This window comes from Trichocoleus sp. FACHB-90, assembly GCF_014695505.1.
In the GTDB taxonomy this organism is placed as follows: domain Bacteria; phylum Cyanobacteriota; class Cyanobacteriia; order Cyanobacteriales; family FACHB-T130; genus Funiculus; species Funiculus sociatus.
The window spans coordinates 1-26,197 of the sequence record NZ_JACJOK010000082.1 but is presented as its reverse complement, the minus strand read 5'-3'; the positions used below and the strand labels follow the sequence as shown (position 1 = coordinate 26,197).

At 45.3% G+C, this 26,197-nt stretch carries 33 protein-coding genes; 18 read left to right on the top strand and 15 right to left on the bottom strand.

The genetic code is table 11. The annotated features are described in order from the left end of the window. Nucleotides 1-233 precede the first annotated feature (233 nt). The 3 genes from H6F74_RS24680 (at nucleotide 234) to H6F74_RS24670 (ending at nucleotide 4,598) form a co-directional block, all read left to right on the top strand. Nucleotides 234-1,184 (top strand): ABC transporter ATP-binding protein, encoded by a 951-nt coding sequence (locus tag H6F74_RS24680; RefSeq protein WP_190444786.1) that lies wholly within the window; start codon nucleotides 234-236, stop codon nucleotides 1,182-1,184. Between the two features lie 77 nt (nucleotides 1,185-1,261). Beyond that, a complete protein-coding gene (locus tag H6F74_RS24675; RefSeq protein WP_190444785.1) occupies nucleotides 1,262-2,968 on the top strand; it encodes an ABC transporter permease in 1,707 nt (568 codons plus the stop codon). Between the two features lie 121 nt (nucleotides 2,969-3,089). Beyond that, nucleotides 3,090-4,598 (top strand): hypothetical protein, encoded by a 1,509-nt coding sequence (locus H6F74_RS24670; RefSeq protein ID WP_190444784.1) that lies wholly within the window; start codon nucleotides 3,090-3,092, stop codon nucleotides 4,596-4,598. 135 nt (nucleotides 4,599-4,733) lie between these two features. Here the strand turns inward: H6F74_RS24670 and H6F74_RS24665 are convergent, their stop codons facing one another. Continuing rightward, on the bottom strand, nucleotides 4,734-5,270 hold the full coding sequence (locus tag H6F74_RS24665) for a PadR family transcriptional regulator (RefSeq protein WP_190444783.1): 537 nt from the start codon (nucleotides 5,268-5,270) through the stop codon (nucleotides 4,734-4,736). A 271-nt stretch (nucleotides 5,271-5,541) separates the two neighbouring features. On the opposite strand from H6F74_RS24665, the gene H6F74_RS24660 reads away from it, so the two are divergent. The 3 genes from H6F74_RS24660 (at nucleotide 5,542) to H6F74_RS24650 (ending at nucleotide 7,857) form a co-directional block, all read left to right on the top strand. Continuing rightward, entirely contained in the window at nucleotides 5,542-6,435 is an 894-nt protein-coding gene (locus tag H6F74_RS24660) for a pirin family protein (protein ID WP_190444782.1), read from the top strand. After that, nucleotides 6,425-6,838, top strand: a complete 414-nt coding sequence (locus tag H6F74_RS24655) for a hypothetical protein (protein WP_199301606.1) — start codon at nucleotides 6,425-6,427, stop codon at nucleotides 6,836-6,838. The genes H6F74_RS24660 and H6F74_RS24655 overlap by 11 nt, the downstream gene beginning before the upstream one ends. A 614-nt stretch (nucleotides 6,839-7,452) precedes the next feature. Further along, the gene (locus tag H6F74_RS24650; RefSeq protein WP_190444781.1) at nucleotides 7,453-7,857 is read left to right on the top strand and encodes a fasciclin domain-containing protein; all 405 of its coding nucleotides are present in this window, start codon (nucleotides 7,453-7,455) and stop codon (nucleotides 7,855-7,857) included. 191 nt (nucleotides 7,858-8,048) lie between these two features. Here the strand turns inward: H6F74_RS24650 and H6F74_RS24645 are convergent, their stop codons facing one another. Together H6F74_RS24645 and H6F74_RS30720 are read right to left on the bottom strand one after the other, a co-directional pair. Beyond that, nucleotides 8,049-8,279, bottom strand: a complete 231-nt coding sequence (locus H6F74_RS24645) for a hypothetical protein (protein WP_190444780.1) — start codon at nucleotides 8,277-8,279, stop codon at nucleotides 8,049-8,051. Nucleotides 8,280-8,310: 31 nt separating this feature from the next. Continuing rightward, the gene (locus H6F74_RS30720; protein ID WP_277875863.1) at nucleotides 8,311-8,436 is read right to left on the bottom strand and encodes a hypothetical protein; all 126 of its coding nucleotides are present in this window, start codon (nucleotides 8,434-8,436) and stop codon (nucleotides 8,311-8,313) included. Between the two features lie 22 nt (nucleotides 8,437-8,458). Here H6F74_RS30720 and H6F74_RS24640 point away from each other — a divergent pair, with 22 nt between their 5' ends. The 6 genes from H6F74_RS24640 (at nucleotide 8,459) to H6F74_RS24620 (ending at nucleotide 12,421) form a co-directional block, all read left to right on the top strand. Further along, complete coding sequence (locus H6F74_RS24640; protein ID WP_190444779.1) at nucleotides 8,459-8,923, top strand: XisH family protein; 465 nt, start codon at nucleotides 8,459-8,461, stop codon at nucleotides 8,921-8,923. Further along, nucleotides 8,890-9,213, top strand: coding sequence for a XisI protein (locus tag H6F74_RS24635; RefSeq protein WP_190444778.1), 324 nt, complete (start codon nucleotides 8,890-8,892; stop codon nucleotides 9,211-9,213). The genes H6F74_RS24640 and H6F74_RS24635 overlap by 34 nt, the downstream gene beginning before the upstream one ends. A 225-nt stretch (nucleotides 9,214-9,438) precedes the next feature. Next, nucleotides 9,439-10,611: a DUF262 domain-containing protein gene (locus tag H6F74_RS24630; RefSeq protein WP_190444777.1), complete on the top strand. Its 1,173-nt coding sequence runs from the start codon at nucleotides 9,439-9,441 to the stop codon at nucleotides 10,609-10,611. 6 nt (nucleotides 10,612-10,617) lie between these two features. Further along, nucleotides 10,618-11,661, top strand: coding sequence for an MAE_28990/MAE_18760 family HEPN-like nuclease (locus H6F74_RS24625; RefSeq protein ID WP_190444776.1), 1,044 nt, complete (start codon nucleotides 10,618-10,620; stop codon nucleotides 11,659-11,661). Further along, nucleotides 11,654-11,806, top strand: coding sequence for a hypothetical protein (locus H6F74_RS29710; protein ID WP_206756349.1), 153 nt, complete (start codon nucleotides 11,654-11,656; stop codon nucleotides 11,804-11,806). The genes H6F74_RS24625 and H6F74_RS29710 overlap by 8 nt, the downstream gene beginning before the upstream one ends. Before the next feature lie 18 nt (nucleotides 11,807-11,824). After that, entirely contained in the window at nucleotides 11,825-12,421 is a 597-nt protein-coding gene (locus tag H6F74_RS24620; protein WP_190444775.1) for a Uma2 family endonuclease, read from the top strand. On the opposite strand, the gene H6F74_RS30715 is transcribed toward H6F74_RS24620, so the two are convergent. Next, nucleotides 12,401-12,532, bottom strand: coding sequence for a hypothetical protein (locus tag H6F74_RS30715; protein WP_277875862.1), 132 nt, complete (start codon nucleotides 12,530-12,532; stop codon nucleotides 12,401-12,403). The genes H6F74_RS24620 and H6F74_RS30715 overlap by 21 nt on opposite strands. A gap of 38 nt (nucleotides 12,533-12,570) precedes the next feature. Between H6F74_RS30715 and H6F74_RS24615 the strand changes: the two genes are divergently transcribed. Beyond that, nucleotides 12,571-12,768, top strand: coding sequence for a DUF2283 domain-containing protein (locus H6F74_RS24615; protein ID WP_190444774.1), 198 nt, complete (start codon nucleotides 12,571-12,573; stop codon nucleotides 12,766-12,768). A 207-nt stretch (nucleotides 12,769-12,975) separates the two neighbouring features. Here H6F74_RS24615 and nudC read toward each other — a convergent pair whose 3' ends face one another. The 3 genes from nudC to H6F74_RS30710 all read right to left on the bottom strand — a co-directional run bounded on the left by nudC (nucleotide 12,976) and on the right by H6F74_RS30710 (nucleotide 14,659). After that, a complete protein-coding gene (gene nudC / locus H6F74_RS24610) occupies nucleotides 12,976-13,794 on the bottom strand; it encodes an NAD(+) diphosphatase (protein ID WP_190444773.1) in 819 nt (272 codons plus the stop codon). 77 nt (nucleotides 13,795-13,871) lie between these two features. Further along, nucleotides 13,872-14,510: a VTT domain-containing protein gene (locus H6F74_RS24605; RefSeq protein ID WP_190444772.1), complete on the bottom strand. Its 639-nt coding sequence runs from the start codon at nucleotides 14,508-14,510 to the stop codon at nucleotides 13,872-13,874. 20 nt (nucleotides 14,511-14,530) lie between these two features. After that, nucleotides 14,531-14,659, bottom strand: coding sequence for a hypothetical protein (locus H6F74_RS30710; protein ID WP_277875861.1), 129 nt, complete (start codon nucleotides 14,657-14,659; stop codon nucleotides 14,531-14,533). Between the two features lie 12 nt (nucleotides 14,660-14,671). Here H6F74_RS30710 and H6F74_RS24600 point away from each other — a divergent pair, with 12 nt between their 5' ends. Continuing rightward, nucleotides 14,672-15,115, top strand: a complete 444-nt coding sequence (locus H6F74_RS24600) for a hypothetical protein (protein WP_190444771.1) — start codon at nucleotides 14,672-14,674, stop codon at nucleotides 15,113-15,115. 52 nt (nucleotides 15,116-15,167) lie between these two features. Here H6F74_RS24600 and H6F74_RS24595 read toward each other — a convergent pair whose 3' ends face one another. Further along, entirely contained in the window at nucleotides 15,168-15,419 is a 252-nt protein-coding gene (locus H6F74_RS24595) for a hypothetical protein (protein ID WP_190444770.1), read from the bottom strand. 101 nt (nucleotides 15,420-15,520) lie between these two features. Between H6F74_RS24595 and H6F74_RS24590 the strand changes: the two genes are divergently transcribed. Continuing rightward, on the top strand, nucleotides 15,521-15,835 hold the full coding sequence (locus H6F74_RS24590) for a hypothetical protein (RefSeq protein ID WP_242022422.1): 315 nt from the start codon (nucleotides 15,521-15,523) through the stop codon (nucleotides 15,833-15,835). A 343-nt stretch (nucleotides 15,836-16,178) separates the two neighbouring features. Here the strand turns inward: H6F74_RS24590 and H6F74_RS24585 are convergent, their stop codons facing one another. Further along, complete coding sequence (locus H6F74_RS24585; protein ID WP_190444769.1) at nucleotides 16,179-16,838, bottom strand: hypothetical protein; 660 nt, start codon at nucleotides 16,836-16,838, stop codon at nucleotides 16,179-16,181. Between the two features lie 171 nt (nucleotides 16,839-17,009). Continuing rightward, nucleotides 17,010-18,059, bottom strand: coding sequence for a histidinol-phosphate transaminase (hisC, locus tag H6F74_RS24580; protein ID WP_190444768.1), 1,050 nt, complete (start codon nucleotides 18,057-18,059; stop codon nucleotides 17,010-17,012). Between the two features lie 430 nt (nucleotides 18,060-18,489). Here hisC and H6F74_RS24575 point away from each other — a divergent pair, with 430 nt between their 5' ends. Further along, entirely contained in the window at nucleotides 18,490-19,872 is a 1,383-nt protein-coding gene (locus tag H6F74_RS24575; protein ID WP_190444767.1) for a serine/threonine-protein kinase, read from the top strand. Here H6F74_RS24575 and H6F74_RS30705 read toward each other — a convergent pair. Genes H6F74_RS30705 through H6F74_RS24565 form a run of 3 tightly spaced genes read right to left on the bottom strand, consistent with a single transcriptional unit; the run spans nucleotide 19,869 to nucleotide 22,188 of the window. Continuing rightward, nucleotides 19,869-19,991 carry a hypothetical protein gene (locus tag H6F74_RS30705; RefSeq protein ID WP_277875860.1) on the bottom strand — a complete coding sequence of 41 codons (123 nt, stop codon included), beginning with the start codon at nucleotides 19,989-19,991 and terminating at the stop codon, nucleotides 19,869-19,871. The genes H6F74_RS24575 and H6F74_RS30705 overlap by 4 nt on opposite strands. A 41-nt stretch (nucleotides 19,992-20,032) precedes the next feature. Then, nucleotides 20,033-20,944, bottom strand: coding sequence for a CoA-binding protein (locus tag H6F74_RS24570; protein ID WP_190444766.1), 912 nt, complete (start codon nucleotides 20,942-20,944; stop codon nucleotides 20,033-20,035). Further along, nucleotides 20,941-22,188 (bottom strand): ATP-grasp domain-containing protein, encoded by a 1,248-nt coding sequence (locus tag H6F74_RS24565; protein WP_190444765.1) that lies wholly within the window; start codon nucleotides 22,186-22,188, stop codon nucleotides 20,941-20,943. The genes H6F74_RS24570 and H6F74_RS24565 overlap by 4 nt, the downstream gene beginning before the upstream one ends. Nucleotides 22,189-22,191: 3 nt before the next feature. Between H6F74_RS24565 and H6F74_RS24560 the strand changes: the two genes are divergently transcribed. Continuing rightward, complete coding sequence (locus tag H6F74_RS24560; protein WP_190444764.1) at nucleotides 22,192-22,371, top strand: hypothetical protein; 180 nt, start codon at nucleotides 22,192-22,194, stop codon at nucleotides 22,369-22,371. Here H6F74_RS24560 and H6F74_RS24555 read toward each other — a convergent pair. Beyond that, on the bottom strand, nucleotides 22,334-23,239 hold the full coding sequence (locus H6F74_RS24555; RefSeq protein WP_190444763.1) for an SDR family oxidoreductase: 906 nt from the start codon (nucleotides 23,237-23,239) through the stop codon (nucleotides 22,334-22,336). The genes H6F74_RS24560 and H6F74_RS24555 overlap by 38 nt on opposite strands. Before the next feature lie 228 nt (nucleotides 23,240-23,467). Here H6F74_RS24555 and H6F74_RS24550 point away from each other — a divergent pair, with 228 nt between their 5' ends. Then, nucleotides 23,468-25,294, top strand: coding sequence for a hypothetical protein (locus tag H6F74_RS24550; protein WP_190444762.1), 1,827 nt, complete (start codon nucleotides 23,468-23,470; stop codon nucleotides 25,292-25,294). A gap of 152 nt (nucleotides 25,295-25,446) precedes the next feature. On the opposite strand, the gene H6F74_RS24545 is transcribed toward H6F74_RS24550, so the two are convergent. Next, on the bottom strand, nucleotides 25,447-25,998 hold the full coding sequence (locus H6F74_RS24545; protein ID WP_190444761.1) for a hypothetical protein: 552 nt from the start codon (nucleotides 25,996-25,998) through the stop codon (nucleotides 25,447-25,449). Nucleotides 25,999-26,197: the final 199 nt, after the last annotated feature.

Sequence of the window (26,197 nt, the reverse complement as noted above, 5' to 3'; positions counted from 1 at the left end):
TGTTTGTTGCCTAAATCTTCGATGACTTAATGTAAAAACGAGGATGTTGGCACGTCTTTTTCTGTGCGCCTGATGCTGCTTTGTCTATTATTGTGGCATTGTGGCAGGTGCTAGACGCGATCGCTCATCGCCACAAACCTTGTTTAAATTTCGGAAACGCTGATGGCAAATGCTGTAGGTAAAGGCTACGCTATGGTCAATCTAGCGGTCTGTAAAGTCAACCCCCAGCAGCTATGGCAAAAGAACTGGCAATACGTACTTGTGGACTCACCAAGCAATTCGATCGGCATATTGCAGTTAATGATATAGATTTACAGGTAAAAGCCGGGGAAGTCTACGGACTAATTGGGCCGAATGGTGCCGGAAAAACTACGCTGTTGCGGATGTTGGCGGCAGCTGAAGAACCAACAACGGGTGAAATTTATATTAATGGCGATCGCTTGCAAAGAGATCACTCTAACCCAACCCTGAAGCGGCGACTTGGCTATCTTCCCGACGACTTTCCCCTGTATGACGATTTGACAGTCTGGGACTACTTAGACTATTTTGGACGACTTTATCGCTTGCGAGAGCCACATCGCAGCCAGCGCCTGCGAGAAGTTTTGGAACTGGTGCAACTCACCAATAAGCGCAATAGCATTATTTCCACCCTCTCGCGGGGGATGAAACAGCGCCTGAGTCTTGCCCGGACAATTATTCACGAGCCGATTTTGCTACTGTTAGATGAACCAGTTTCCGGCTTAGACCCAATTGCCAGGATGCAATTCCGGGAAATCATCAAAGTCTTGCAGGAAGCTGGGATGACAATTGTGATTTCTTCCCATGTCCTTAGCGACTTAGCGGAACTTTGTACCTCTGTCGGCATCATGGAACTAGGTTTTTTAGTGGAAAGTGCGCCGCTAAAAGAACTTTATCGCCGTTTGTCGCGACAGCAGATTTTCCTGTCAACATTGGGTAAGCTAGAAGCACTTATTACCCAACTGAAAAACCATCCTTTAGTCGAAGAATGGGAGGTGGTGCCGGGACAAGAGCGAGTACGTCTTTATTTTACCGGGAGTCAGGAAGAGTGTGCTAAGTTATTGCGATCGCTCGTAGAATCCGGCATTGAGTTGACCGAATTCCACTGCACTCAAGAAGACCTGGAAACTATCTTTCTCAAACTGGGACACCAGCAAGCCTCATAGATTTTGGATTTTGGATTTTGGATTTGATTGGAAATTTAAACTCTAAAATTCCGTTGATTCTGGAGAATTTTTTACTCATGAAAGTTAATTGGACAGATCGGCTGGGAGACTTAAACCCCCAGTTATTGCGAGAATTCAAAGGGCGTTTAAAACCCCGTAACGTACTGATTGCAGTAGGTATATCCCTGCTGGGGCAGCTGCTACTGCTAATGAGTTATAGCACCATGTTGCCTCTTGATACTGGTAACACCGACATTTACAACAGATATTGCAAAGGAAAACTTGGCGATACCAAATGCTTGCGGGATGCCCTTGGCAATATTGACATTAACTGGCAACTGTGGTGGCTAGATGTATTCGTCTCGCTGAGTGTTATTGGTTTCTTAACCGTGTTAGTGGTTGGCACCTATATGCTGATCAGCGACCTAGCGCGGGAAGAAAATCGGGGTACGCTTAACTTCATTCGTCTGAGTCCCCAGTCTACTACCAGCCTTTTCAGCGGCAAACTTTTGGGTGTGCCGATTGTCATGTATCTTTTGGTAGGTTTGGCGATTCCTTTGCATTTATTCGCGGGACTGTCGGCAGAAATTCCTTTAGCCCTTCTTTTGGGCTTTTACGGGGTCGTCGTTGCTAGTGCCGCTTGCTTCTACAGTGCGGCGCTACTCTATGGCTTAGTCAGCGGTGGACTAGGTGGATTTCAAGCTTGGTTTGGCGGCGGCATCGTGTTAGCTTTTCTGAGCATGATGACTACCATGAACCTTCACAGCGGTTCAGTAAACGGCAATAATGCACTAGACTGGGTGTTCGTATTTTCTCCTTCAGTTGTACTGCCATATCTAATAGATGCCAGTCCTCTAGGGAAAGTATATTCCTTGGGAATGGATCAGCGACAAGCGTGGCAATGGTTTGGCTTACCCTTGGGTGCCAATATTTGGAACATGGCCAGCTTTAGCGTACTGAACTATGCTCTAGGAACCTTCTGGTTTTGGCAAGGGCTGAAACGTTGCTTCCACAACTCCGGTGCTACTCTACTGAGCAAGCGTCAAAGTTACTTGATCGCAGCTTGCTGTGAAGTTGCGCTGATCGGATTTTCTCTGAAGCTACCAAAATGGTTCGAGAATCCAGAGGCTATACCAGCAAGACTATTCGAGAATTTTGGTGCCTTACTGCTGTTGAATCTGCCGCTGTTTTTGTGTCTAATGGCAGCTTTGTCACCGCACCGCCAAGTCTTGCAAGATTGGGCGCGTTACCGTCGCGAGGGGACATCTTCTCGTGGTAAGAAACTCGTTCAAGATTTGGTTTGGGGTGAGAAAAGCCCCTCACTGGTGGCAGTGGCGCTGAATTTGCTGATTGCCTCACTAATAGTCGTACCCTGGATATTGGTTTGGCCTGATAGCGACTATAAGCTATCAGCACTAATGACTGTAGTGCTGAGCGTGAATGTAATCTTGATTTACGCAGGCGTAGCCCAGCTGATGCTGTTTATGAAGACACCGAAGCGATCGCTTTGGGCTGCCAGTACAGTAGCTGCATTGATTATATTGCCGCCTGTCACCTTCGGCTTGCTGTCCATCGAACCTAATGAAATTCCTGGTTTGTGGCTGTTTTCCGCCTTTTCTTGGTATGCGGCAAAAGACGCTGCGATAACCACCGTTGGTTTATCAGTGCTGGGACAATGGTTGGCGTTCAGCTTATTGAGTATTCAGACAGCCCGACAACTGCGGTTGGCTGGTGAGTCTGCCTCGAAAGCTCTGATGTCCGGGCGTTCTGCTTTACCTAGCTAATCCTTCTCATTCCCAGGCTAAGCCTGGGAATGACTATCAAAGGCTCTAGGAGGCTCTGCCTCCCGAATGCGTTCCCAGGACGCAGCCTGGGAACGAGATTAAATAATAAAGGAAAAAGGCAATGAATCTACCTTGGATAGAGCGGTTAGGCGACTGGAATCCGCAGCTGTTGCGAGAACTAAAAGGAAACCTAAAAAACCGTAATTTACTAATAGCAGTTGGCATATCTGTGCTAACACAGTTTTTACTACTGACCTATCTCTACGAACAGGCGCATTATTCTTTTTGGGAGAGCTTGTTTCCAACTCTCAACTGGATTTTGCCGCTTATTCTTTTGCTGGCAGGTGTCTATATGTTAATCACTGACCTCAGCAAAGAAGAACGTCGAGGCACCCTAAATTTTATTCGGTTGAGTCCTCAATCTAGCCAAAGTATTTTGATTGGCAAGATGTTAGGAGTTCCAATTATAGTTTATTTGGGTGTAGCTTTTGCAGTGCCGTTGCATTTGTGGACTGCTATTAGTGCAGGTGTTCCTTTTATTTTTATTCTGAGCTTTTATCTCCTTATAGGCGCAGGTTGCTGTTTCTTTTATACTGCTGCTCTGCTCTATGCTTTTTTAGGAGGATTTCAAGCTTGGGCAGGCACTTTTTTGACTTTTGTATTTGCTTGGCCTTTGCTACAAATACTAAATTTTGCTATGGATTTGGTGAGGAGTAAGGATTTCGATTCAAGCAGTATCAACATTTACAGTTTGCAATGGTTCCACTTACCACTTGGTAGTGTAGTGTTGACCGAAGGTTTTATAATGCTGAATTTTGGTTTGTGGACTTACTGGATTTGGCAAGCATTAAACCGACGTTTTTCTAATGCTAATGCTACTTTAATCAGTAAAAAACAAAGTTACTGGATAACGGGTTGTTTTGAAGTTCTACTTATAGGATTCTGTCTGCAAAACAATCATTTAAACCCAGCAAAAATATCTGATTACGGGTTTTTGTCACTATTGACATTGGTTTTTGAAATAATAAACTTGGTTTGGTTTGTAGGGTTAATTGCTGCTTTGTCACCTCACCGTCAATCGTTACAGACTTGGGCGCGTTACCGCCGAGAAAGGGTTTCTACACGGCGAGGTTTCTGGAAGAGTGATTTAGTTCAAGATTTGATTTGGAGTGAAAAAAGCCCTGCTGTTGTAGCCGTGGCGATTAATTTGGGAATTAAAACAGCAATTTGGGGGGCTTGGATTCTATCTTGGCCTGCAAATTCTGAGAAGATGCAAGCGATTTTAGGTTTGATACTAAGCCTAAACTGGATTTTGATTTACGCGGTTATAGTTCAGAGTCTGTTGTTTATGAAAACAGATAAGCGATCGCTCTGGGCTAGCATGACTGTAACATCCTTGATTGCATTCCCTCCAGTCTTTTTTGGCTTGCTGTCGATGCCATTTTATAAAAATCCTGGTGTTTGGCTGCTAACCGCTTTTCCTTTGATGGCTGTAAAAGAAGCCTCCGTGATTACTGTTTTTATGGTAATTTTGGGGCAATGGAGCGCTATGACATTGTTAAGCTTACAATTGACGCGCCAGATGCGGCTGGCTGGTGTATCTGCATCAAAAGCGCTGTTTGCTAAATAATCTGTTGTTTATTGGCTGACAATGATTGATAGCGATCGCGTCTTTATTTGCAAAGAGCGATCGCTATATAGTAATCCAGGGTAAACGCATCTAAATTAACTTGACAAAAGAAAGTAGATGTGTATTTTAAAAAGCTCACTGCTGACGAATGACATCAATGGCACTCTTGAGCGAATCAATATAAGTTTGTTCTCTTCGCATTACCAACTCCAGTACCAGGCGTTGCATAATCTGTTCGCGACTAGCAGCTTCGTCGCCCAGAATTGGTAAATCAATATTCTCACACTCAGCCAGCTTTTCTCGACGTGCAGCTAGCTGCTGTTCTAGCAGATGAATAATCGCATCATTTGATAACTGTGCGGCGAAATACATTTGAATGAGTAACGGTTCTCTTACCGTTGCTAAAGGCTGAGGACATTGAAGCCACCGGATTAATTCAGCTAGTCCTGCCTCTGTCAAACTGTAAACTTTGCGGTTAGGGCGATCGCTCTGAATTTCTACAGTACAGGTAATCCAACCTTGCTCAACCAGTTTATCGAGGGTTCTGTAGATTTGTGCTTGGTCTGCGGGCCACAAGTGAGCAATACATCCATCGAAGCAGCCTGTTTTCAGGTCATAACCCGTCCTCTCTTCTTGCTGAAGTAAACCCAGAATTGCGTGTGCCAGAGACATAGACGGTTTTCCGAAGAATGAAGTAGTGGAAGCTCTATTGGTCACTTATGATCTTATGCTAATATATGAGTAATCACATATAGGAGCAATCAAAGTAAACGAAATGAATGAGCTTTGCTCCGACAAAGAACCTAAAGGCATCAGCTTCTTGGCGTCCGGGGTTTATGACCCAATTTAGATAGACTTTCATACTCTGCAAGGGCTGGTTATCTGCATATTCTTCGCCAGGGTTCTGATTAAACTGAAAACTAAGGCATCAAGGAGACAGTTGATGACGACTCAAATACGAACGATGCGAACGGTTGCAGGCATCATTAACAGTGTCGAAACGCTGGAAGGTGAAGGGATGCTTGTGCGCCGCCCATTCCCCAAAAGCACCTTCTCCCACTTCGACCCCTTCCTCCTCCTTGATGAATTAGGGCCAGTTGATATTAAGCCGGGTCAAGGAAAAGGAGCGCCGGATCATCCCCATCGGGGCTTTGAGACGGTTTCCTATGTCCTTGAGGGGCGCTTGGAACACAAAGATTCACAGGGTCATGCAGGACAGTTGGGTGCTGGTGATGTGCAGTGGATGACAGCAGGAGCGGGTGTTGTGCATTCAGAAATGCCAGAGCGAGAATTTGCTCGGACTGGCGGACGGCTTCACGGACTGCAACTTTGGGTGAATCTGCCTCGGCGGGACAAGATGATGAAGCCTCGTTATCAGGAAATCTCGGCGGAGCAAATTCCCACGGCTCAGACTGATGATGGCTTAGTAACGGTAAAAGCGATCGCTGGAGAAGCGCTGGGAGTCAAGTCCGCGATCGCAACGCAGACTCCGATAATGTACCTGCACTTCACCCTCCAACCGGGCGCAACGGTGGTTCAGCCGGTGCCAAAAGAATACAATGCCTTTACATACGTGCTAGATGGAGAAGGTTTGTTTGGTGCAGACAAGGAACGTGCAGGAGATGGGCAGATGGTGTTATATGCACAAGATGGTGGGGAAGTAGCACTCGCCAATCCATCAAATGCGCGATCGCCATTGGATGTGCTGCTCATTGCTGGCGTACCGCTAAACGAGCCAGTTGTCCGCTACGGGCCATTCGTGATGAATACCGAAGCAGAAATTGTTCAAGCGATTGAAGATTATCGTAACGGGAGGATGGGTTCCATTGACTTCTAACACACTTTTACAACGAATACATCAACATCAATATCTGCGCGATCTGCGGAACAAATTGCTGCACCTCCACCGGATGTTGCTTGACACAGAACGCATCACCTACGAACAGGTGCGCGGACGAGTCTCGAACACGGAACTGCTTCAACTCGTCATTGAGCATGAACAATTTGCTTGGCTGCATCGCATTTCTGAGCTGGTTGTGCAGATTGATGAAATGCTCCAAGCTGATGAACCCGTATCGCTGGAGGATGTCCAGAATTTGATTGGTTATGCTCGCACGCTGCTAACTCCCTCAGAGGTAGGGAATGGGTTTGCCAGGAAATACTACAATGCTTTCCAGCGCGAACCGGGTGTTGTGTTAGCACACGCAGCGGTATCAGAGCTTCTTGCATCTGATAAATAAGGACAAGTGAAGGAAAAGCACCGCGAGTTACCTTGCGGTGCTTTTCTATGTGTACGGAAATCTTTGAGAGTCTTTTAGTGCAAGCAACGATCTAGGCTTCATTTGAGGGAAGTATGCGATCGCTTGAGCAGCTTTTGGCATCTCTTCAGACAGGCGCTGGGCTTTGCCCAATCGCACTTACCGTTACAGAACAGAAAATACAAAACAGAAAATCTGCTTTCGCTGAATCGCTGCTTCAGGTTTCCACTGCTCCGCATTTGCAAAATTCAGCTAAGCAGGTTAATCTACAAGATTAGGATAAAACTACATGAATTTATATTAAAAATATGAGAAACTGGTGCCTCGGCTGTATTTGCAGTAATGCAGACTATTCCAGTAGTCATTGTTATAAAATTGCTAAGTAATCTTCTTGAATGGAAGTCGAAGTTTATCCTATAACTTTTATATAAACTCTATTTAACCTAAATTAAACCTATAGCTTTATTAGTATAAAGGATATCCAGTATTTCTGCGGCTCCCCGCCCAACAAAGTGGGTGTATGCCTAAAGGTACAGACAATTTATTAGAATACCCTTTATAGTTGTTAACAAGAGACAAAAAACTAGGTAAAAAACTTGGCTAATATCGTTGATACCGCCGTTCAGGCTGGTTCATTTAACACCCTAGTTGCTGCCGTCAAAGCTGCTGGTTTGGTTGATACACTACAAGGCGCTGGTCCCTTCACTGTGTTTGCGCCTACTGATGAAGCTTTCGCTAAACTTCCCGCAGGTACAGTAGATTCCTTGCTTCAAGATATTCCGAAGCTTAAGCAAATCCTGACCTATCATGTCGTTTCCGGCAAAGTGATGGCAGCTGACGTAGTTAAGCTGAAGTCAGCTACTACAGTTCAGGGTTCAGATGTAAAGATTGATGCTTCCAATGGTGGCGTCAAGGTGAATGATGCAACAGTTGCAACAGCCGATGTTGCTGCTGATAATGGTGTCATCCACGTCATTGACACAGTATTGCTTCCTGCGTAAGTAACGCAAGAAATAGTGAATACTCTGTGTGGGGCAGCGATTATTTATAATCGCTGCCCCACTACTATTTGAATAGGTTTACTCTAGGGGAAAGTTGCGAGTACGTTTCTCAAGCGATCTTAGGGTTAATATGCGATCGCGCTTCTAGGTGCAGCGAAAACTTAGCAAAGATGCGATCGCGTTGCGCTGATTTATAGTTGGTCGTAGTCCATCACAGTAGCTTGCCCCTCAGCAATCTCTTGTTTGGCACGTTTTGCAGCAGCAATAAGGTTTTGTTGTGTTCTCTGGAACGATTCATTCCATCGAATTTCATCTTGCAAGTCGTCAATATACTCCCGAAGATGCTCTGCAACTTGCTCCTGTACATCAACAGGCAAAAACTCCATCATCTTTACTACTGTAGCGATCGCTGCTGATGACATAGTGTGCTACTCTCACTTGACATTCTGTATTCTAGTATGAGCGATAGCGAAGCGCTGACTTGTCAGTTCGCGCTTCTACGTGCAGCGAAAACTTAGCAAGGATGTGATCGCGTTGCGCTGACAAGTCAGTTCGCATAGCGTACCATAGGCTAGTCATGCGGCTTATGACCTATTAAGTCATGCCTCAACGAGATGCGATCCATAACATCATCAGGCAAGCTCTCATTAAAGAGGGTTGGGAAATCACGGATGATCCCTACGTTATCTCCTATGGTGAGCGATTTCTGTTTATCGACTTAGCAGCAAGATTAGATGCCGTCAGCGGTATTGCAGGGCGATTTATTGGTGCCAGACGCGGTAGTAGTCGAATTGCAGTTGAAATCAAGGAATTTCGAGGCAATTCGGCAATTGCTGATTTGGAGCAAGCGATTGGTCAATACGTTCTTTATCGACTTCTACTTGAACAGGTCGATCCAGATCGTCAATTGTATCTCGCTATTGCAGGCACAACCTTCGACGGGATTTTCAGCGAACCGATTGGTGAGTTGGTGAGGCGTGAGTTACCGATGAAATTGCTTATTGTAGATGTAGTGGCGCAAGAGGTGAAGCAATGGATACCACCACTCAAGAACGGGACATTGTAAAGCAAGTAATTCAACGATACGCCCAGTTCAAACCTTCTCACGGCGATATTCGACTCGATACGGTATTTGACGATACGCAAAACCGTTATGCGCTGATGCAGGTGGGTTGGGATAGAGGACGACGAGTTAGGGGAAATTTGATTTATGTGACTCTGAGTGAGGGTAAGGTTTGGGTGGAATATGACGGAATGGAACAGGGAATCACCAAAGACCTAATCGCCGCAGGCATTCCAAGAGAGCGAATTGTTCTAGCATTTCTCCCTGAAGAACAAACTGCTGCAACTGCGTAAACTCAAAGTATGACTAGGTAGCGATCGCGCTTCTATGTGCAGCGAAAACTTAGCAAGGATGCGATCGCGCTGATGTCTATGTGCAGCTAAAACCAACCTGATATGCTCAAGCGATAAGCCTCATTTACCTTAATTCTGTTAAACCAGTAGCTCCCTATATTTTGGTTCTTAGCCTGCGAACGCTACAATCATTCACAAGAGCTACGCTGATGGAGGATATAGACAATGCCACTTGCACCAGTTGAAGAAATGATGTGGGAGAAATCTCCTTCAAAATCTCGCTCTAAAATGTCTGAGGTTGATATTAACGAGAAGTACGACTCAAAAGAGAAAAGAATTCTTACCGAAATCAACCGTGAAAAGCTACCGAGTTTTGTCGAAGCTTTAAAAAATCCTGGCTATATGGAGCTGCGGCCTTTTTTTCAAAGAAGGCCGCGTTGGAAGCCCAAGATGCAGTCACGCCTGATTGAGTCATTTCTTATCAACATTCCTGTTCCTCCTATTATTCTTTATGAAACAGAATATAACTCTTATGAAGTGATGGATGGTCAACAAAGAATTACCGCTATCCGGGATTTTTATGGAAATAAATTTGCGCTGACTGGACTTGAACTTTGGCCAGAACTAAATAACCTTAAATACGAACAGCTTCCTGTAAAGATTAGGGCAGGTCTCGACCGTCGTTCTTTATCATCGATAGTAATTATCAGAGAATCAACCTTCGCTCCTGAAGAGGCTCTTTTTCTAAAGCAGAAGACCTTCCAGCGCCTCAATACTGGCGGAGTGGATTTAAGTAAGCAAGAAGTACGGAACTGTTTGTATCAGGGAGAATTTAATTCGCTATTACTGCAATTAGCACGTTATCCGATATTTGCTGAAGCTTGGGGGATTCCTACAGATGATAACAGCCCAGAACTATTGGAAAATAATCTTTATGAAAAAATGGAAGATGTTGAGTTAGTTCTTCGTTTTTTTGCTCTGCGTAATGTAGACCATTTCCGTAGAGGTATGGAGGGATTCCTCGACCTCTATATGATGAAAAGCTTAAGTTTTTCTGCTAAAGATATAAGTTTTTTTAAGGACGTTTTTTTGCAAACTATAAATCTAGCTCACGAAATTTACGAAGAGCATTTATTTAAACCATTTGATCCTAAGTCTAGCATCTGGAAAAAGAAGTCTTATAAAGCTTATTACGATGCTGTTATGGTTGGCTTTAGTAGACATTTGCATGAAGCAGAAATATTGATTGTTCAAAAAGCCAAAGTAATTGAAGAGACAAAGAGGCTTTTTGAAAAAGAGGAATCGCGTCTTTTGACAGGGGACGGAAAAACTAAGGCTGAAATTCAGGAACGCATCAACATATTTGACAAAATGCTTTCGCACGTTCTTGGAAAGTAACTTGCGATGTTTGATAAGCTTCTTAAGAGAGTCAATCTAAATATTGCTACTGTTCGTAGAATGATCGAGACTAACGATAAGCTCAAAGGTATCGTGTTTGGAAAAGACAGTGCAATCAAACAAGAATTGGATGACAACGAAAAATTTACCGAATTAAGAGAAGTAGTTCCTAATGAGATCGAATGGCAAGTTTATGATCACTGTGCTGTAGTAACCCGGTTGTATGCTATCTATGAGCGATTTGTTGAGGATTTAATTACAGATTGGCTAGGGCTTATACCCAACCTGGTTTCAGATTATTCAGACTTGCCTGATAGGATTAAGAACACTCATCGAGAGGGTGTGGGACGCCTAATGGTTGACTTGAACAAGAGTAGGTTTAAGCACCTTTCTGTAGAAAAAGTGGTTCGAGGTTTGTTATATGGAGTAGCAGGTAACGAAACATATGAGCTAATACCTGATGCGTTTCTCTTGCACGAGCAGAATCTGCGGAAAGACGTGCTAGATAAATTATTTGCAGATGCAGGAATTGAGAATGCTTGGAAATGGGTAATAAACCATAGAGGTATTAAGAATTTTCTAGAGGAAATTCGTGGAGATCAGAACACAGCGGAAGGAGAACTCAATCAACTGGTTGCCTATCGTAATGAAGCAGCCCACGGAGCTGTAGATCAAATTCTCGGTACTCAAGAGTTGCTGGATATGGGTGACTTTGTTGAGAATTTGTGCCAAGCCTTAGTAGAGTTAGTAACCTATCAGGTGATTTTCAAACAGGCTGTTATAGGGCAAGCTAGAGAGATAGGAACAATTAGACACTGGTTGGATGACCAGAAAGTTGCAAGGGCTAAAATTAAGGCAGTAACTTTGTCTGTTGGAAAAACCATTTTTCTAGTTAAAGACTCTTCCTCGTACTGTCTATTAGCTACAATTGAGAGTATTAGAGATGACGAAATCACTAAGGAACAAGTAGAGATAACTACTGAAAAAGACGTAAATTTAAAGTTTGACTGCGATGCCAAAAAAGGGCTAAGTATTTACGTAATTGAATGAAACAGCCATTGCTCAAGTTATCAGCAATGTGGAGAATAAACGGTTAGAGCGATCGCTCAAGATTGAAACTGGGACAATAAGCAAACATTCAGTTTGTCATAATTTATTTACCGACTTAGCCAAAAGGCTTATCCCAATAGTGTAATTTTCAAACTTAGAAACAATGATTATGCAAGCTGAAGATAAAAAAGTTTACACAGATGAAGAATATCTTGAGTTTGAGGTTAACTCAGAAGAACGGCATGAATATATCGATGGTGAAATTGCCCTGATGACTGGCGGAACCCCAAATCATAATCAAATTACTGGCAACTTTTATGCGGCGTTGAATTTTGCGCTCAAGCGTCAACCTTATCGAGCATTCGTCACCGACCAACGGCTCTGGATTCCTAGAAACCGCATCTATACATATCCTGATGTCATGGTAGTTCAGGGTGAGTTGCAATTACAAGAAGGACGGCGAGACACCATTACTAACCCCTTGATGATTGCTGAAGTGTTGTCAGCGTCCACTAGAAGCTATGACAAAGACGCAAAATTTACCGCCTATCGTACCATTCCCAGTTTTCAAGAATATATCTTAATTGACCAATACACGATGCACATTGAGCAATACTTCAAAACCGAGCAAAAACGCTGGACATTTACTGAGTATGACGATGCGAATGAAATAGTATCTCTAAACTCCCTTTCTTTTCAAATATCGCTGGCAGATATATATGACAAAATTGAGTTTGAGTCAGTAGAAGTAAGCCCCTGAAGATATTATTGCTGAACTTATTTCAACATATTGATGTTTGCCAATAGCGATCGCACACTCTGGATGTGGAGGATGAACAGTGAGAGCGATCGCTCTGTTGCTGGTATTCATTTTAGTGATTACACTTTATCCAGGCAGAAGGAGCCGTTATGAAAACAGTTAAATACAGCAAAGATGTTGATGCACTTCTGATTGAGCTATCAGATGATGCGATCGCCTATGCAGAGGATGAAGGACGAGTAATTCTTCACTACTCAAATAATGAAAAGTTAGTGCTGATTGAGATTTTAGATTTCAAGCAATTTATGTCGGAAGATATTATTGCTGAACTTATTTCAACATCTTGATGTTTGTCAAATCCAATAGCACCAGCGCTGCTGCTACACAAATCGCACGCTCTGGATGTGGAAGGATGAACAGTAGAAGCGATCGCTTTCTTTTATAGCGGTTCTCAGTTGGGTGGAATATCTTGCGGTTCTAACGTTCGGTAAGGACATGGCATTGCCATGTCCCTACAGATGTATGGCTTGCGATCGCAATATCACCCGAATCGCTTAATCAGTAGAAACAAACCAGTCGAGAAGTTTTCGAGCGATGCTTAGTTTAGGAGGAATCAGCGGTAGATTGTCTTTACTAAACCAAGCAGCATCCTCCAATTCTTGCGGATCGATGACGATATCGCCACTCGCATAGATAGCTGTAAATCCAATCATCAGCGAGTTTGGAAAAGGCCAAGGTTGCGAACCAAAATAGCGAATATCCTTGACTTCTATGCCAACTTCCTCTCGGACTTCGCGCACGATTGTTTCTTCAAGTGATTCGCCCGGTTCCACAAATCCAGCAATCAAACCGTACATTCCTGCGGGAAACCGAGAAGCGCGAGCTAACAATATCTCTTCACGACGGGAGATGAGTACAATCACCGCAGGCGACAGGCGAGGATAATTGACTAATCCACACTTAGGGCAACGCTTGGCACGTTCGTTGGGTAATTGGGTTGTTGGAGTCGCACATTGTCCGCAATACTGATGGGTGCGATCCCATTGCATAATCTGAATCGCACGACTGCTGAGCGCATACAAGTCTTCGTCTAAGGTGCCGTACAATTCGCGCAGTCCTTGCAAAGTCATGCCATCGGCTATCACCGCATCTTTGGGTAGTTCCGCCGAGTAACATGGTTTATCGTCCAACGTACCAAGAAATTGCGATCGCACGGGCACCAAGCCAATCTCGGTTAGGCTGATTAGATTAGGAATATAGCTCACCGTTCCTTCAACGCGAACTAGCAACTTATTGCCCGCAAATGCAAACCACCAAGCGGGTTGAGATTGTACTTCGGGTGGAGCAATGCCAGGGATGAAGGTTCGATGCATATTTAATCAAGCGCGATCGCAGAATGTGCCGCAGGCGATCGCTTTGATCGTATCACCGCCATTCAGCACCTAGCCGATCATTGTGACCGCTGGCGTTGAACAACAGCAGTCACAATGCCGATGCCGAATGCTCCGAGGATTGCAAAGCCTAATAGTAACTGACTACCTTCAAAGATTCCAGCACCAGCCGCGACCCAAAGCGGTTTGGCAATCAGAATGCTGACGATGAGGGCTAAGAAATAGCTTTGCCAACGCATTGTAGTCATTCCGGCGGCATAAGCGACAAAATCAAATAGTCCGGTCATCAAAAGACCCGTCATTAGGAAAAAGTTGCCTTCTAAATGTTGTTGAGCGAGGCGATCGACTTTTTCCATAAATTGCTCACCGACAAATCGCTCTACTAAACTCCGTCCATAGCGACGAGCAATATAGAAATTGAACGTACAAGAGGCTAAATCTGCCAACGCAACCACTAGCAATCCTTGCGCGAACCCAAACAGACCTCCGGCTAAAATCGCGTAAGCCGTACCTGGAAGCACTGGCACGATGATACTGGTAAAGCGCAGCCCAAACACGATGGCGGGTGCCCAAATACCAAACCGATCCACCTGTTCTCGAACTTGCTCAATCCCAAATTTGTTGAGCAGCCAGATTGCTAAAGTAATCAGAACTCCAATCGCAAACCAGCGCAGAATTTTTATCCAGTTGTATTTCATGCGGCTCAACTACTCGAAATCTATTTGGTATGGTTGCATGAAAGCGATCGCACCGTGATAGAGCGATCGCAGTTGAAGGGAACTGAGAAGTCATGCTGAGTGTCATACACAGCTAAAGTATCACGCTCCAATCTCTTTCCTTTTATCATCGGAAACCGACAATGAACACTTTGCTACTTGCCAGTGTATTCGCTTCTGTTTTGGCGTCCAATCCCTTGAACGTGGTCTCAGCTGACACATCCTCTCAAGCAGACTGGTTTCGTTTCGTAGCTCAACCGGGCCCCCTTGGGCAACAGTTAGAACGTCCTTTGATGAGTGCAACCGGTGGCGCGGGTAGTATGGCGATTCGTGCAGAGGGGTTATCTACCCCCTATCCTTGCAACAAACTAAGCGGTGCGGCGGAACGGAAGGGCAAAAAAGTGACGGTGCGCGTTACCATCCATCCACTTGAGGGTGGATGTATCGCTACAGAGGGTAATTTTCGGTATGTAGCTACTGTTAACAAGCTTACCCCTGGCAAGTATCAGGTTGAAGTAATCCACAAATACCCAGGAACTGGTAGGTCAGGTGGAACGGTATTCAAGCGTAAGGTGAATGTAAGGTAAGAGGAAATCGTCATGCTGACCTGGGATAAAGCGCTACATCTGGTACTTCCCTTCAATCAGCAAAGAAGGCTATCACCGCATCTTTCGGCAGTTCCGCCGAGTAACAAGGTTTATCGTCTAGGGTGCCGAGAAATTGCGATCGCACGGGTATCAAGCCAATCTCTCCTAAGCTGATAAGATTGGGAATTGTGCTGAGTGTCCCTTCTAGTCGAACCAACAGCTTATTGCCGACAAATGCGAACCACCACGCAGGTTCAGATTGTACTGGAGGTGGAGCGATGCCGGGGATGAAGGTTCGATACATATTCAGTAGAGTGCCGCAAAGCGTATGCGCCTAACGTGCGGTAGGCAGCCGCCTTCATCGTATCATTGCGATCGGAACATCATTTCCCTTAGCAACGGAACATGGCGTTGCTATATCGCCGCGAATATCCTGGCATCATGATGAATTATTGTTGTTTAAAGCAGGGGGAACTTAAAATAATGCGATGTGTAATTAGTAGTCGTGCGGGGCAAGTTTTGGCAAGGGGTCGCCTGATTCTTCACAAGACTGATGATGGCGAATTGCGATTGAATTTGGAAACCGAGGGAGGGAGGTTGCTTGAGGGTGGAATCATTGATCCGGATGGAGATATGGGATCAGCTAGTGAAGTGTTATTTCGTCAGTTCTTTGAAGTTTGGGGTATGAGCGATTTGACCTTGAATGTAACAGTCAGATAAGCGATCGCTCACAGACAACTTCCTTGAGTTCTTGCTCCAGACGTGGGACTACTTCAACAGATGCGTATGTCTGAATTTTAGTATGAGCGATCGCACTGATGCCCACGTGCAGCCAAAATTTAGCACGGATGCGCTCGCTCTGTTTGCTTGAGGATGCGATCGCTCACAGATAACTTGCAATTATGCTTACTCTTTTAGTTCTTTCTAACTTTTATTAGTGAGAATCATTCAAAGTCCATTTGCGTAAGCCGCTCTATAGTTTATCAGGGGTGGGGCGCAAGGAGCGATCGCGCTCAATATTAAAACTAGGATAACAACCAGCACCAGAATTCTATTGTGGGCTTCAACGATGAGAGCGACTTTGTGTTCTTAAAGCTTGATAAATAGATAAAGCAGCAAGCCCTTCCAATGCTGCAATATTGCCAGTACGAGCGGTGCAAACCCATATGCAGCTAAACTCTAAAAGAAGGTTTCCCAGAATAATTATTAGTGCAGCAGTCAATACCAGCTTTGTGAAATGCTTAGGTACAACAAAAAGCCCCAGCAAAATTAAGCCCGTGATCATAGACCCGGTAAAGCCTTGCTGCCATTCTACAAACTCCCGAAATTGCAACGTTTGCGGGAGCGCGATCGCTTTCACTGGCATAAATATCGCTAAAATCAACTTTGCCGACCCCACCCCCAAAATCCAGCCATTAGCGGTCGATAAACGTTGTTGGGGGTTAGGTATCAACCCCGGCAAATCTCGCCCATCCAAACTCAGGTGTAGGTATGGCTGAAACCCCATTCCCAATATTTTGAAACTTGGAATCTGCTTAATCTTTAACCGCGAACCGTCCTTTAGAACAAATTCATGTGCTTTGTTAAGTTTAGCTCTGGGAATGCTGCCAATTTCCTCACCATCTAAGCGAATTACAATCTCTCGACTAAAAAATCCCCAGGAAATTGCCAAGCGTGGGGGTTCGCCTTCTTCCAAAGCATAAAATTCTTGCTGATCGAACATAACAAGGCTAATAAATCTTGCTAGTTTTTGATTTTAACTGCGGGAAAGATAAATTGATGCGATCGCACTTGCAACGCCAACCAATTTTCCAATTATTAGCACAGCATAGCTCACAGAAAGATTGAACCGCTAACATTAAGATATCCGACTCGAAGAAGTCGGGTATCTCGGTTACACCAAATGAATCAACGCTTCAACAAGTATTTGATTTTGCTCATCAGTACCGACAGTAATGCGAAGCTTATCCTCTAAACCAGGCTGCTTGAAGTAGCGCACCAAAATTCCCCGTTCCTTTAGTTCCAGATAAATTTGCTCTGCATTGCCTTTGGGGGGTTGTGTCAAAAAGAAATTGGCTTGGGAGTCCCACAACCGGAATCCCAATTGCTTGAGAGCCACCCCTAAAGTTGTCCGCGATCGCTTCACCTTTTCGGCACACTCGTTTTTATAAGCTTGATCGCGCATCGCCGCCGCACCAACCAAACAAGCGATCGCGTCAATGTTGTAGCTGTCTTTAACCTTAAATAAGCCACTCAAAAGCTTTGGATTTGCAATCCCAAAACCCAGCCGCAACCCTGCCAAAGAATAACCTTTAGATAAGGTGCGGATTACAATAACATTCTCAAATTCCTTCACCAAAGGCAACGCCGTTTCGCAAGCAAAATCAACGTAAGCCTCATCAACGACTAAAACGCCAGACAACCTCGCCGCCAACTGTCGAATCTCGTCAATGCGAACAATATGTCCTGATGGACTATTAGGCGTTGCAATAAACGTCACCGCACCGTTTACCGCCACCAATTCTTCAATTGGCAAACTATAATCCTCTCCATAGGGAATTTCGGCACGCTCCGCAGGCTGCATATCCGTCAATGTACGATACAGTACATAAGTCGGCATCGGATAAACTACCTTGCGCCCCGACTCCGCACAAGCACGCACCACAACATTCAGCAATTCATCGCTGCCATTGCTAACAATAATCCACTCGAAGGGAACCTCTAACGCTTGTGCGATCGCAAGGCGAAACTCGTTGGCGTAAGGATCTGGGTAACGTCGCAGCCATTCGCTATCCAAGTTCCGCAGAACTGCGATCGCATCCGGTGAAGGCGGATAAGGATTCTCGTTGGTGTTCAGTTTGATGATATTTGTCCCAGGCTTGGGCTGTTCGCCGGGAACATAGCCAGTCATCGCCTCAACACTAGGGCGGAAATAGGTAGTCATGACTTTGCTGCGTGTGAAAAAATTAATTATTGGAAGAAGAAACCAGCTAACACAAGCGGTAAGACTATAAAGGCAAACACAATCAGAACAACGGTTCCCTCATCAATGTCAATAGTATTTTTCTGGCGATCGCGCATCTGGCACCTTCTATAAAATCTGTATATTTATTCAGGCTAGGGGATCTTGGTTCGTTTCTCCAAGCCCCATCAGATTGATAGTTACTGGCCGCATAACAAGACTTTTGGAAGCTTTATCAATCAACCTTTTGGGGAATCACCCAGAATAAGATAGCAATCTTTATAGATTGCTCTTTGCAAACTCCTCGCACCAGCAATACAATCGGCTGTAGGGTGAGATGTTGCTGAAAAACCCTGTAATTAAGCTTTCATTCCCAAGATTCTGATTTAGAGACGCTGGCGCGAACACCCTCATGCTTCAACCAGAACAAGTAATTCATAATCGTTACCAACTCAAGCAAAAACTAGGACAAACTGCTGGGCGACAAACTTGGCTGGCAGAGGATATATCTGTACCAAATGCTGAACCTGTCGTAGTGAAGTTACTCGCGTTTGGCGATGAGGTGCAATGGGACGACGTGAAATTATTTGAGCGGGAAGCGCAGGTACTCCGACAACTGGCTCATCCCCAAATTCCCAAATACCGGGATTCGTTCTCAGTTGACGATCGCCTGCTCTGGTTTGGGCTAGTGCAAGATTACATTCCCGGTTCCTCCCTCAAGCAATTGCTGGCTCAAGGCAAACGCTATACGGAACAACAAGTACGCCAGATTGCGGCTGATATCCTCCATGTGCTGACTTATCTACATGAACTCAGCCCGGCCGTCCTGCACCGCGATATTAAGCCCAGTAACTTGATCTGCGGCGAGGGCGATCGCATCTATCTGGTTGATTTTGGTGCGGTACAAGACCGAGCAGCAAGGGAAGGAGCCACTTTTACAGTCGTTGGTACTTACGGCTATGCGCCAATCGAACAGTTTAGTGGACGGGCGGTGGCTGCTTCTGACTTATATGCTTTGGGTGCGACGCTGATCCACTTGCTAACTGGGATTTCTCCATCTGAGTTGCCTCAGAAAGACCTCCGCATTCAGTTTGCCGATCGGGTGAGTCTCACTCCCCGCTTTGTCCACTGGATTGACAAGCTTGCTGAACCTGATGTAGCAAAACGGTTTCAGACTGCTCGACAGGCGTTAGAGGCATTGCGTGCTGATAGCCGCATTTCCCCAGATGATAAGTCAGCGGCGCGATCGCCTTCTACTTCCCAACACAGCGAACTTGAACCATCTAAGGAGCGATCGCTAACACCTCCATACAATAGCCGAATTGAATTGAATCAAACTGCTGATGAACTGTTGATTACGATTCCTGGCGCAAGCCTCTGGAATCTTTTAATGTTAATTCCGATTGCGATCGCTCTGATTGCCTTTGTCCCAATTGTGACATATACTACCGCGGTAATCCCTATTGAATTTAGATATATTCTCTTTTTTCTCCTAATTGTTATCACCATTAGCGGAAGCGTTTCTTGGGAATTCTTGCCAACCTTTGTACAGTTTAATCGGTCACAGTTCTCCATCTACCAACGTCGTTTCGGCTTCACTAGGACGAGGATACGCGGTTCAACGGCGGACATTGAAGATGTGTTCCACACGATGAAAACGGTTCGGAATGGAAAAGAGAAAAGGGTAGTCACGATCCAGACCAACCGTAGAGAATATTTCTTACCTGAAGGAATGAGTAGGGATGAATGTAGCTGGTTAGCTAATGCGATCCAATACTGGCTGGATTTACGCTAATGCTGTTCAGTTAGCGCGATCGCATTGATAGAGGTGAATGGTAGGAGGGAGTGCAGTTGCAAGTTGGCTACATCTGTGCGCCAGGGAACTTCATTTTGAGCATCAGCAATTGTTGGCACAACCCCCTACCTTTAAGAGCAAATATGCCGTTTTGACGACATTACTTTTTAAGTGCCTTTTTCACCAAGTCTGGAATTTGAGAAGGACGGTCTGCTATGGGGATTTTGGCTTGCTTAAAAGCGGCAATTTGGCGCTCTTCGGGTGTTAGTTCAGATGCTAGTCCATCTCGCTGAGAGGCGAACATCATTTCCCGATGCCGAAGACTAATAGCATTCGCGTGACCTATTAGTTTCTTTTGAGATTTACGGCCTGCAAGGTAAGCAATTACTGGTTTGTCAAGTTCCTCAACAATGTATTTAGCAGCCGTTTCTTCACAGGGTACACCGATATGATTGACTAAAACAATTGCCTTAGTGTTTTTATCCGCAGCCAAAATTTGTAACCACTGCACAACCGAAGACCCGACAATTGGATCGCTGCCAATGCTAACAGCAAGCGACTGACCAAGATTTGCTTGTGTCAATTCCCAAGCAACTTCGTAGGTTAGAGTTCCGGTGCGACCAATGATACCGATGTTACCGGGGGTATAAAATTTACTTTCGTGGGTGCCTAGTAAAATTTTCCCTGGAACAATGATGCCTGAAGAACTGCTCCCCAGGACGAGGGTTTGGGTAGCTTCTGCCTTTCTCAGCAGTTTTACCATGTCCAGGGGAGGGATACCAGAGGTGATGACAATAATTTGTCGGATACCAGAAGCGATCGCTTCTAGTGCTGCATCTAACACCTCATAAGCTGGTACAAAAATAATGGTAGTGTCAATCGCACCGACTTCCACGATTGCCTGTTCTACCAGGTCAAAAACTGGTATGCCGTGCAACAGCTGCCCACCGTGTCCGGCACTCGTTCCGGCGACTATATTTGTACCATAGGATTTCATCCGAGCGGCGTAGATTGAACCTTGTTCTTCCGAAATGCCCTGTACCAGGATTTTATTGTCTGGCGTTACATTCATGTTTTAGCAGTGGACTTTGCTAGAGAGACGGCTTGAGCGATCGCATCCTCCAGGTTATCGATCCAGTTTACAGGCATTGAGGCGAAATGCTCGCTTGAATAATCAATTTCGCTCCCAAGCAGGCGCACGATAAACTGGGGAAGACTTTTTTGCTCGTATCTGCGATCGCTTCCACGGGGGCGAAAGCGCCGAGTAGCCTGCGAGGGAACTTCTGGAATATCGTTAACTTTTCGTTGCAGGTAGTTGACAATTGATGAAGCTACTTCTTCATTAACTGCGGCACTACCGACAATATTAACCAGTAAAACTTTGATATTCGTATTTTGAACAAAACGCTCCAACTCTTGTTCAAGCTTTTCGCCGCGAGATGCTGCACTTAAATCTCCACTTGGTTCCTCACTGATACTCAGGCATAAACGAGGCGAACCGCCAGCGCGAGTTACTAAATCGGCCATTGCGATCGCTAAATCGCTACCATTGCAGAGAATCCCAATGTTGCCGTCTCGATTTACCCAGTTGAGACTTGATTGAGAAGTATTATTGTAAGTTTCTAGTGGCGTTTCTTTAGTCATCTCTGACTCTGGCATTTCTGCTGCCAGCATTGCCAGATCCGGGTGACGGTTGAAAGCAGCATCATTAACAGTAATTTTGCCATCCAGCGCCATCACTTCACCTGTAGCGCTAACACCCAGAGGATTGATTTCCAATCCATCCAAGTCTTTTTGGACAAACAGCTGGTACATTTTTTCTAAAATGCAGCTGACCGAGCCGATAAGATTACCTTTGAGTCCCATTTTCACCGCGAGACGGCGGGCATAAAAAGGGGAAAATTCCTCCTCAACTATAACTTGCTGCATTTGCTCCATCACTGCTTCCACATTCATTCCTCCCTGAGAGGAACCCAGCAGCACTGGGCGACGAGCGTTATAGTCTAGTGTTACTGCCAGATAGAATTCGCGGGTGACATCATATTTTGCTTCTGCTAGCAACACTTGGGGATACTCGCCCAGAATTGGCAGATTAAAAATTGCTTGAGCAGCTGCGATCGCATCTATGGTATTTTCTGCAAATCGCACACCTCCAACTCTACCCCGTCCACCAGCACGCACTTGAGATTTTAGGACAACCGGATAGGGAATCTGTAACCTCTTCAAATCTCTCGTATGGTCGATGCGTTGCGAGGGCAAAACTGGAATGCCCATTTCGCGAAATAATTCTTTAGCTTGGTATTCTAATAAATCCATAAGTTGGGGATTGGGGATTGGGGATTGGGGATTGGGGATTGGGGATTGGGAATTGGGAATTGGGAATTGGGAATTGGAAGGAATCTTACCCAGTCCCTAGTCCCCAGTCCCCAGTCCCCAGTCCCTAGTCCCCAGTCCCCAGTCCCTAACCCCTGTTTTGCCAGTCTTTTGCGACTTCATTAATGCCGTAGAAACGCTTCCAGAAAGCATCAACAGCTCTGGTGGGTAAAACTTTGTTCATTAAAAACAGCAAGATATCCCCACCTGTAGCGGCAATATAGCGCGGACGGGGGTTGCGGTCTGTGAGCGATCGCACAATTACCTGTGCCACTCGTTCGGAAGTCCAAGCACGAGAACTGGTTCGTTCCTCCAGTCCTTCTAATCGATTAAAGGCAGCACGATAAGGCGTATCTTGAGGATTTTTTACAGCTTGCTCCACTCTTTCGGCGGCGACGGCGAAAAAGTCTGTAGTAACTGGCCCTGGCTCAATAACGCTGACTTTGATATTAAATGGATCTAATTCCATCCTGAGAGCGTCGCTGAGTCCTTCCAAGGCAAATTTCGAGGAGCTATACAAACCCCCAAAAGGAAACGCCAGCCGTCCTCCCAGAGAACTAATATTAATAATTCTTCCTCCTCCTTGGTCGCGCATCACTGGAACTAAAGCTTGAATCAAAGCCAAGGGGCCTAGTAAGTTTACTTGAAACTGCCGCTGTACCGCCTCAGTAGGGATTAATTCTACTGGCCCCATCTGTCCGTAACCAGCATTATTAACTAAAGCATCAACTCGCCCAAAATGCTCAACAGCTTTATTCGCTAAGGCTTTACCCTGCTCAAAGACAGCTATATCTGTTGGAACTACCAGGACATCTGCACCAGCTTTGCGACAGTAGGTAGCAACAGCCTCCAGTTTCTCCTGATTTCGAGCTGCCAGCACTAACCGTATTCCCAAAAACTGGGAGGCTAGATAGTTCGCTAGAGCAGCACCAATTCCCGTGGAGGCTCCCGTAATCAAGATAACTTGTTCAGATAGCGGTGTATAGGTTTTCATAGCTAGTCGATAGTCCCTTGGAAGGTTGGAAGGTGGGAAAGTTGTAGAACCTGACAACATTTCAACTTGACAACTCTTCTGTGACCAATTATTAATGATTTTTTGAGCAACTTTTTATTATTGCAGCTACAACTGATGCGATCGCTCTACTGAAAAGTAGAAAATTAAGTCCGATTTTCAGCTGCGGTGCTTCAAAATGGAATAAAGTTTAACGGAAGGGGTTGCCGTATGCCAACAATAGCCCGCGAAAGCGAATTACAGGTACTGGGGCGAATTTTGCAGAATCGTCTGCAATCGGCTAAACACGAGCATATTCCCTTTCAGGTTCGCTGTGCCACCCCACAGGAAGCGCTGATTATTCTGACTCAACATCCACCCGATTTTGCCCCTGACGCGCAACAAACTTTTAGAGAAATAGAACAAACTCTCAAGACTCTGCGCCCGGAATTTGCCAACCAGGTACAGCTTTACCTGAGAATAGCTGGGCAAAAGCAGCCTTATGCGTTTCACTCGTTTACCGTAGAGTCGCCTGTTTTGTCAACTGTAAGTGCCGATTCCGTTGACGAGGGAGTAGTTTTTGATACAGCCGGGGTTCCTTCGGGGGTAAAGGTGAGTTCAACCCAAAGCAGTTTGGGGGATACTGATGCGAATGTCGAGGAACCACCAGCGATCGCTGAATCATCAGGTGCTGAGGATGCGCCTGTATCCCCTGCGGTGCCGCCAGAAAGTTCTAAGGGCAAGGCATTGCCGCTGGTAGCTAAACTGCGGCAGTTGCCATTACCGATATTGGTGGCGGGAGCTGGAGTAGGTTTGTTGGCTTTTATTCTGCCTTTTTATGCCCTTACCCGTCCTTGTGTAGTCGGCCCGTGTGTCGCACTCACGGACGCAAAGCAACTTTCCCAAGAGGCAGCTGTTTCCCTTCAGAAACCCAAATCCGGGCAAGAAATACTAGAGGCCAGAGAGAAACAGCAAGAAGCTATCCGCCTTTTGGAGACAATTCCATTTTGGTCGTTTTCTTACCAAGAAGCTCAAAATCAGTTGAAAGATGATTCTCAACAAGCGCAATTGTTGGAGCAGTTGGTAACAGGTTTGAGCAAGGGATCGACGGCGGCGCAAAGAAGCCAAAATCCTCCGCATTCAGTAGCAGAATGGGGAGAAATTCAGCAGATGTGGAGAGAAGCGATCGCGCTTTTAGAACCAGTTCCCAGAAATAGCACTGTCTACCAACTAGCGCAGCAGAAAATTAAGGAGTATCAAGTTAATTTAGCGGCGATTAATTGGCGGCTAAATGCCGAAAGAAAGGCTCTCCAAGACCTCGATGCTGCCAAAGAAGCCCTGAAGGTGGCAGAAGCCCGTCAAGGGGTGGCTCAGTCGCTACCAGATTGGCGGTTGGTGGAAACTAGCTGGGATATGGGGATGAATCGCCTCAAGGGGATTCCTGTGGGTACAACGGCGCGTGCAGAGGCGCAGCAGATGATAGCAGCTTATTTGCCCAAGTTGGCAAATGCACGCGATCGCAAAAATAGAGAACAAATGGCTATTAATAATTACAAAATGGCTCAGAACCTGGCACGCAATGCCAAAAATACTGAGCAGCTTAATCAATGGACATTGACGGTGCTTAACTGGCGCAATGCGATTGTCAACCTGCAAAAAATTCCCAGAGGAACTTTTGTATACAATCAAGCAGATTCTCTACTAAATTCCTATAAAGAGGCTCTCAGACAAGCCGAGATTAAACTAAGCTACGCGAACCTCCTACAAAAAGCCCGTAACGATCTCAATCGAACCTGCTCCGGAGCGCCCAAAGTCTGCGATTACACTGTAACTGATAGGGGCATTAGAGTTCAGTTGACACCTGCTTATATGCAGATGGTAGTTCAAACTACAAACACAGCCAAACAACGGGGAGATTTTACTGCCCAACAAGGGATTGCGACTCACCTACGAACGCTGGGAGATGCCCTCGAAGCAATTAGCGATAATGCCAGGGTTCCACTACAACTTTATACCCCCGATGGAGCGTTGATTAATAGCTATCCTCGAACTGGCTAGAATAGGGAGAAGCTGTAATCTATAGCAACCCTAATTCATTTGTAAACAATAACTTGTGGATAATTGGTAAGTGGTAAAAAGTTTCATTTCTGACCAATGTGAAATCTGTTGCTGAAGCTTGATTGTCTGCATCCACTAACTGCAACGTCAGTTCATGGCTGAATTAGGTAAAACTCTACAAAGGATGTATCCACCTGCCCTAACCAAACTCTTTCTAATAGCCTCTGTTCAATTAGTTCTTCTCCATCAAATGTCCTCTGCCCCCACTCAATATCTTCTTGATACCTGAACCGAATTTGGTATGTACCTAGCTTGAGATCGTCAAAAAACCAAAAGCCCCCATCGCCAGCCCCCATGAGAAGTCTAAACTGGTCACGTAGCCACAGAAGTTTGGCATAGGGAAAAAAGGTTACGTACTCTCCAGGCAGGACTAACGGAAAATCAGATTCTAATGGTTCTGTAGACCAATCACTGTAGTAGCCTACGTGCAAAACCTTCCTATCTGCTCCTATAATTTCTGGGGTCAAGCTGGCGTAAAAGCTGAAGCGAAGGGGGGTTAAGGTGTTGTTAGTAATGCGAATACCAATTTGCACAGGTATGTTTCCACTCTGCCTTTTTTTCGGAACAATCAACTCCCGCTCCGGCACTAAGGTTTCAAAGCGGATGTTATCGACTTCAACCGCTTTGCTATCCAAAGATGTCATGTTTGCGCTCCTTCAGCTTGTGTTCTATGAATTTGTTTAATGAGCAAAAATGTACTTTTTATGAATACAAAGTTACCTCTATGAGTCAGGGTTAGCGCGTCTCAAACTCTATTGACATGGGGATTATGGCAGAGGGTGTAAGTTTGGGAGAGCCGCAGCCAACACAGAAACCATGTAGAGATCATTCATAGCAGCTCGT

Coding starts and splice junctions, on each gene's coding strand:
- H6F74_RS24680 (WP_190444786.1), top strand. CDS start 234: ATGGCAAAAGAACTGGCAATACGTACTTGTGGACTCACCAAGCAATTC.
- H6F74_RS24675 (WP_190444785.1), top strand. CDS start 1,262: ATGAAAGTTAATTGGACAGATCGGCTGGGAGACTTAAACCCCCAGTTA.
- H6F74_RS24670 (WP_190444784.1), top strand. CDS start 3,090: ATGAATCTACCTTGGATAGAGCGGTTAGGCGACTGGAATCCGCAGCTG.
- H6F74_RS24665 (WP_190444783.1), bottom strand. CDS start 5,270: ATGTCTCTGGCACACGCAATTCTGGGTTTACTTCAGCAAGAAGAGAGG.
- H6F74_RS24660 (WP_190444782.1), top strand. CDS start 5,542: ATGACGACTCAAATACGAACGATGCGAACGGTTGCAGGCATCATTAAC.
- H6F74_RS24645 (WP_190444780.1), bottom strand. CDS start 8,279: ATGTCATCAGCAGCGATCGCTACAGTAGTAAAGATGATGGAGTTTTTG.
- H6F74_RS30720 (WP_277875863.1), bottom strand. CDS start 8,436: ATGACTAGCCTATGGTACGCTATGCGAACTGACTTGTCAGCGCAACGC.
- H6F74_RS24640 (WP_190444779.1), top strand. CDS start 8,459: ATGCCTCAACGAGATGCGATCCATAACATCATCAGGCAAGCTCTCATT.
- H6F74_RS24635 (WP_190444778.1), top strand. CDS start 8,890: ATGGATACCACCACTCAAGAACGGGACATTGTAAAGCAAGTAATTCAA.
- H6F74_RS24630 (WP_190444777.1), top strand. CDS start 9,439: ATGCCACTTGCACCAGTTGAAGAAATGATGTGGGAGAAATCTCCTTCA.
- H6F74_RS24625 (WP_190444776.1), top strand. CDS start 10,618: ATGTTTGATAAGCTTCTTAAGAGAGTCAATCTAAATATTGCTACTGTT.
- H6F74_RS24620 (WP_190444775.1), top strand. CDS start 11,825: ATGATTATGCAAGCTGAAGATAAAAAAGTTTACACAGATGAAGAATAT.
- H6F74_RS30715 (WP_277875862.1), bottom strand. CDS start 12,532: ATGAATACCAGCAACAGAGCGATCGCTCTCACTGTTCATCCTCCACAT.
- H6F74_RS24615 (WP_190444774.1), top strand. CDS start 12,571: ATGAAAACAGTTAAATACAGCAAAGATGTTGATGCACTTCTGATTGAG.
- nudC (WP_190444773.1), bottom strand. CDS start 13,794: ATGCATCGAACCTTCATCCCTGGCATTGCTCCACCCGAAGTACAATCT.
- H6F74_RS24605 (WP_190444772.1), bottom strand. CDS start 14,510: ATGAAATACAACTGGATAAAAATTCTGCGCTGGTTTGCGATTGGAGTT.
- H6F74_RS30710 (WP_277875861.1), bottom strand. CDS start 14,659: ATGATAAAAGGAAAGAGATTGGAGCGTGATACTTTAGCTGTGTATGAC.
- H6F74_RS24600 (WP_190444771.1), top strand. CDS start 14,672: ATGAACACTTTGCTACTTGCCAGTGTATTCGCTTCTGTTTTGGCGTCC.
- H6F74_RS24595 (WP_190444770.1), bottom strand. CDS start 15,419: ATGTATCGAACCTTCATCCCCGGCATCGCTCCACCTCCAGTACAATCT.
- H6F74_RS24590 (WP_242022422.1), top strand. CDS start 15,521: ATGGCGTTGCTATATCGCCGCGAATATCCTGGCATCATGATGAATTAT.
- H6F74_RS24585 (WP_190444769.1), bottom strand. CDS start 16,838: ATGTTCGATCAGCAAGAATTTTATGCTTTGGAAGAAGGCGAACCCCCA.
- hisC (WP_190444768.1), bottom strand. CDS start 18,059: ATGACTACCTATTTCCGCCCTAGTGTTGAGGCGATGACTGGCTATGTT.
- H6F74_RS24575 (WP_190444767.1), top strand. CDS start 18,490: ATGCTTCAACCAGAACAAGTAATTCATAATCGTTACCAACTCAAGCAA.
- H6F74_RS24570 (WP_190444766.1), bottom strand. CDS start 20,944: ATGAATGTAACGCCAGACAATAAAATCCTGGTACAGGGCATTTCGGAA.
- H6F74_RS24565 (WP_190444765.1), bottom strand. CDS start 22,188: ATGGATTTATTAGAATACCAAGCTAAAGAATTATTTCGCGAAATGGGC.
- H6F74_RS24555 (WP_190444763.1), bottom strand. CDS start 23,239: ATGAAAACCTATACACCGCTATCTGAACAAGTTATCTTGATTACGGGA.
- H6F74_RS24550 (WP_190444762.1), top strand. CDS start 23,468: ATGCCAACAATAGCCCGCGAAAGCGAATTACAGGTACTGGGGCGAATT.
- H6F74_RS24545 (WP_190444761.1), bottom strand. CDS start 25,998: ATGACATCTTTGGATAGCAAAGCGGTTGAAGTCGATAACATCCGCTTT.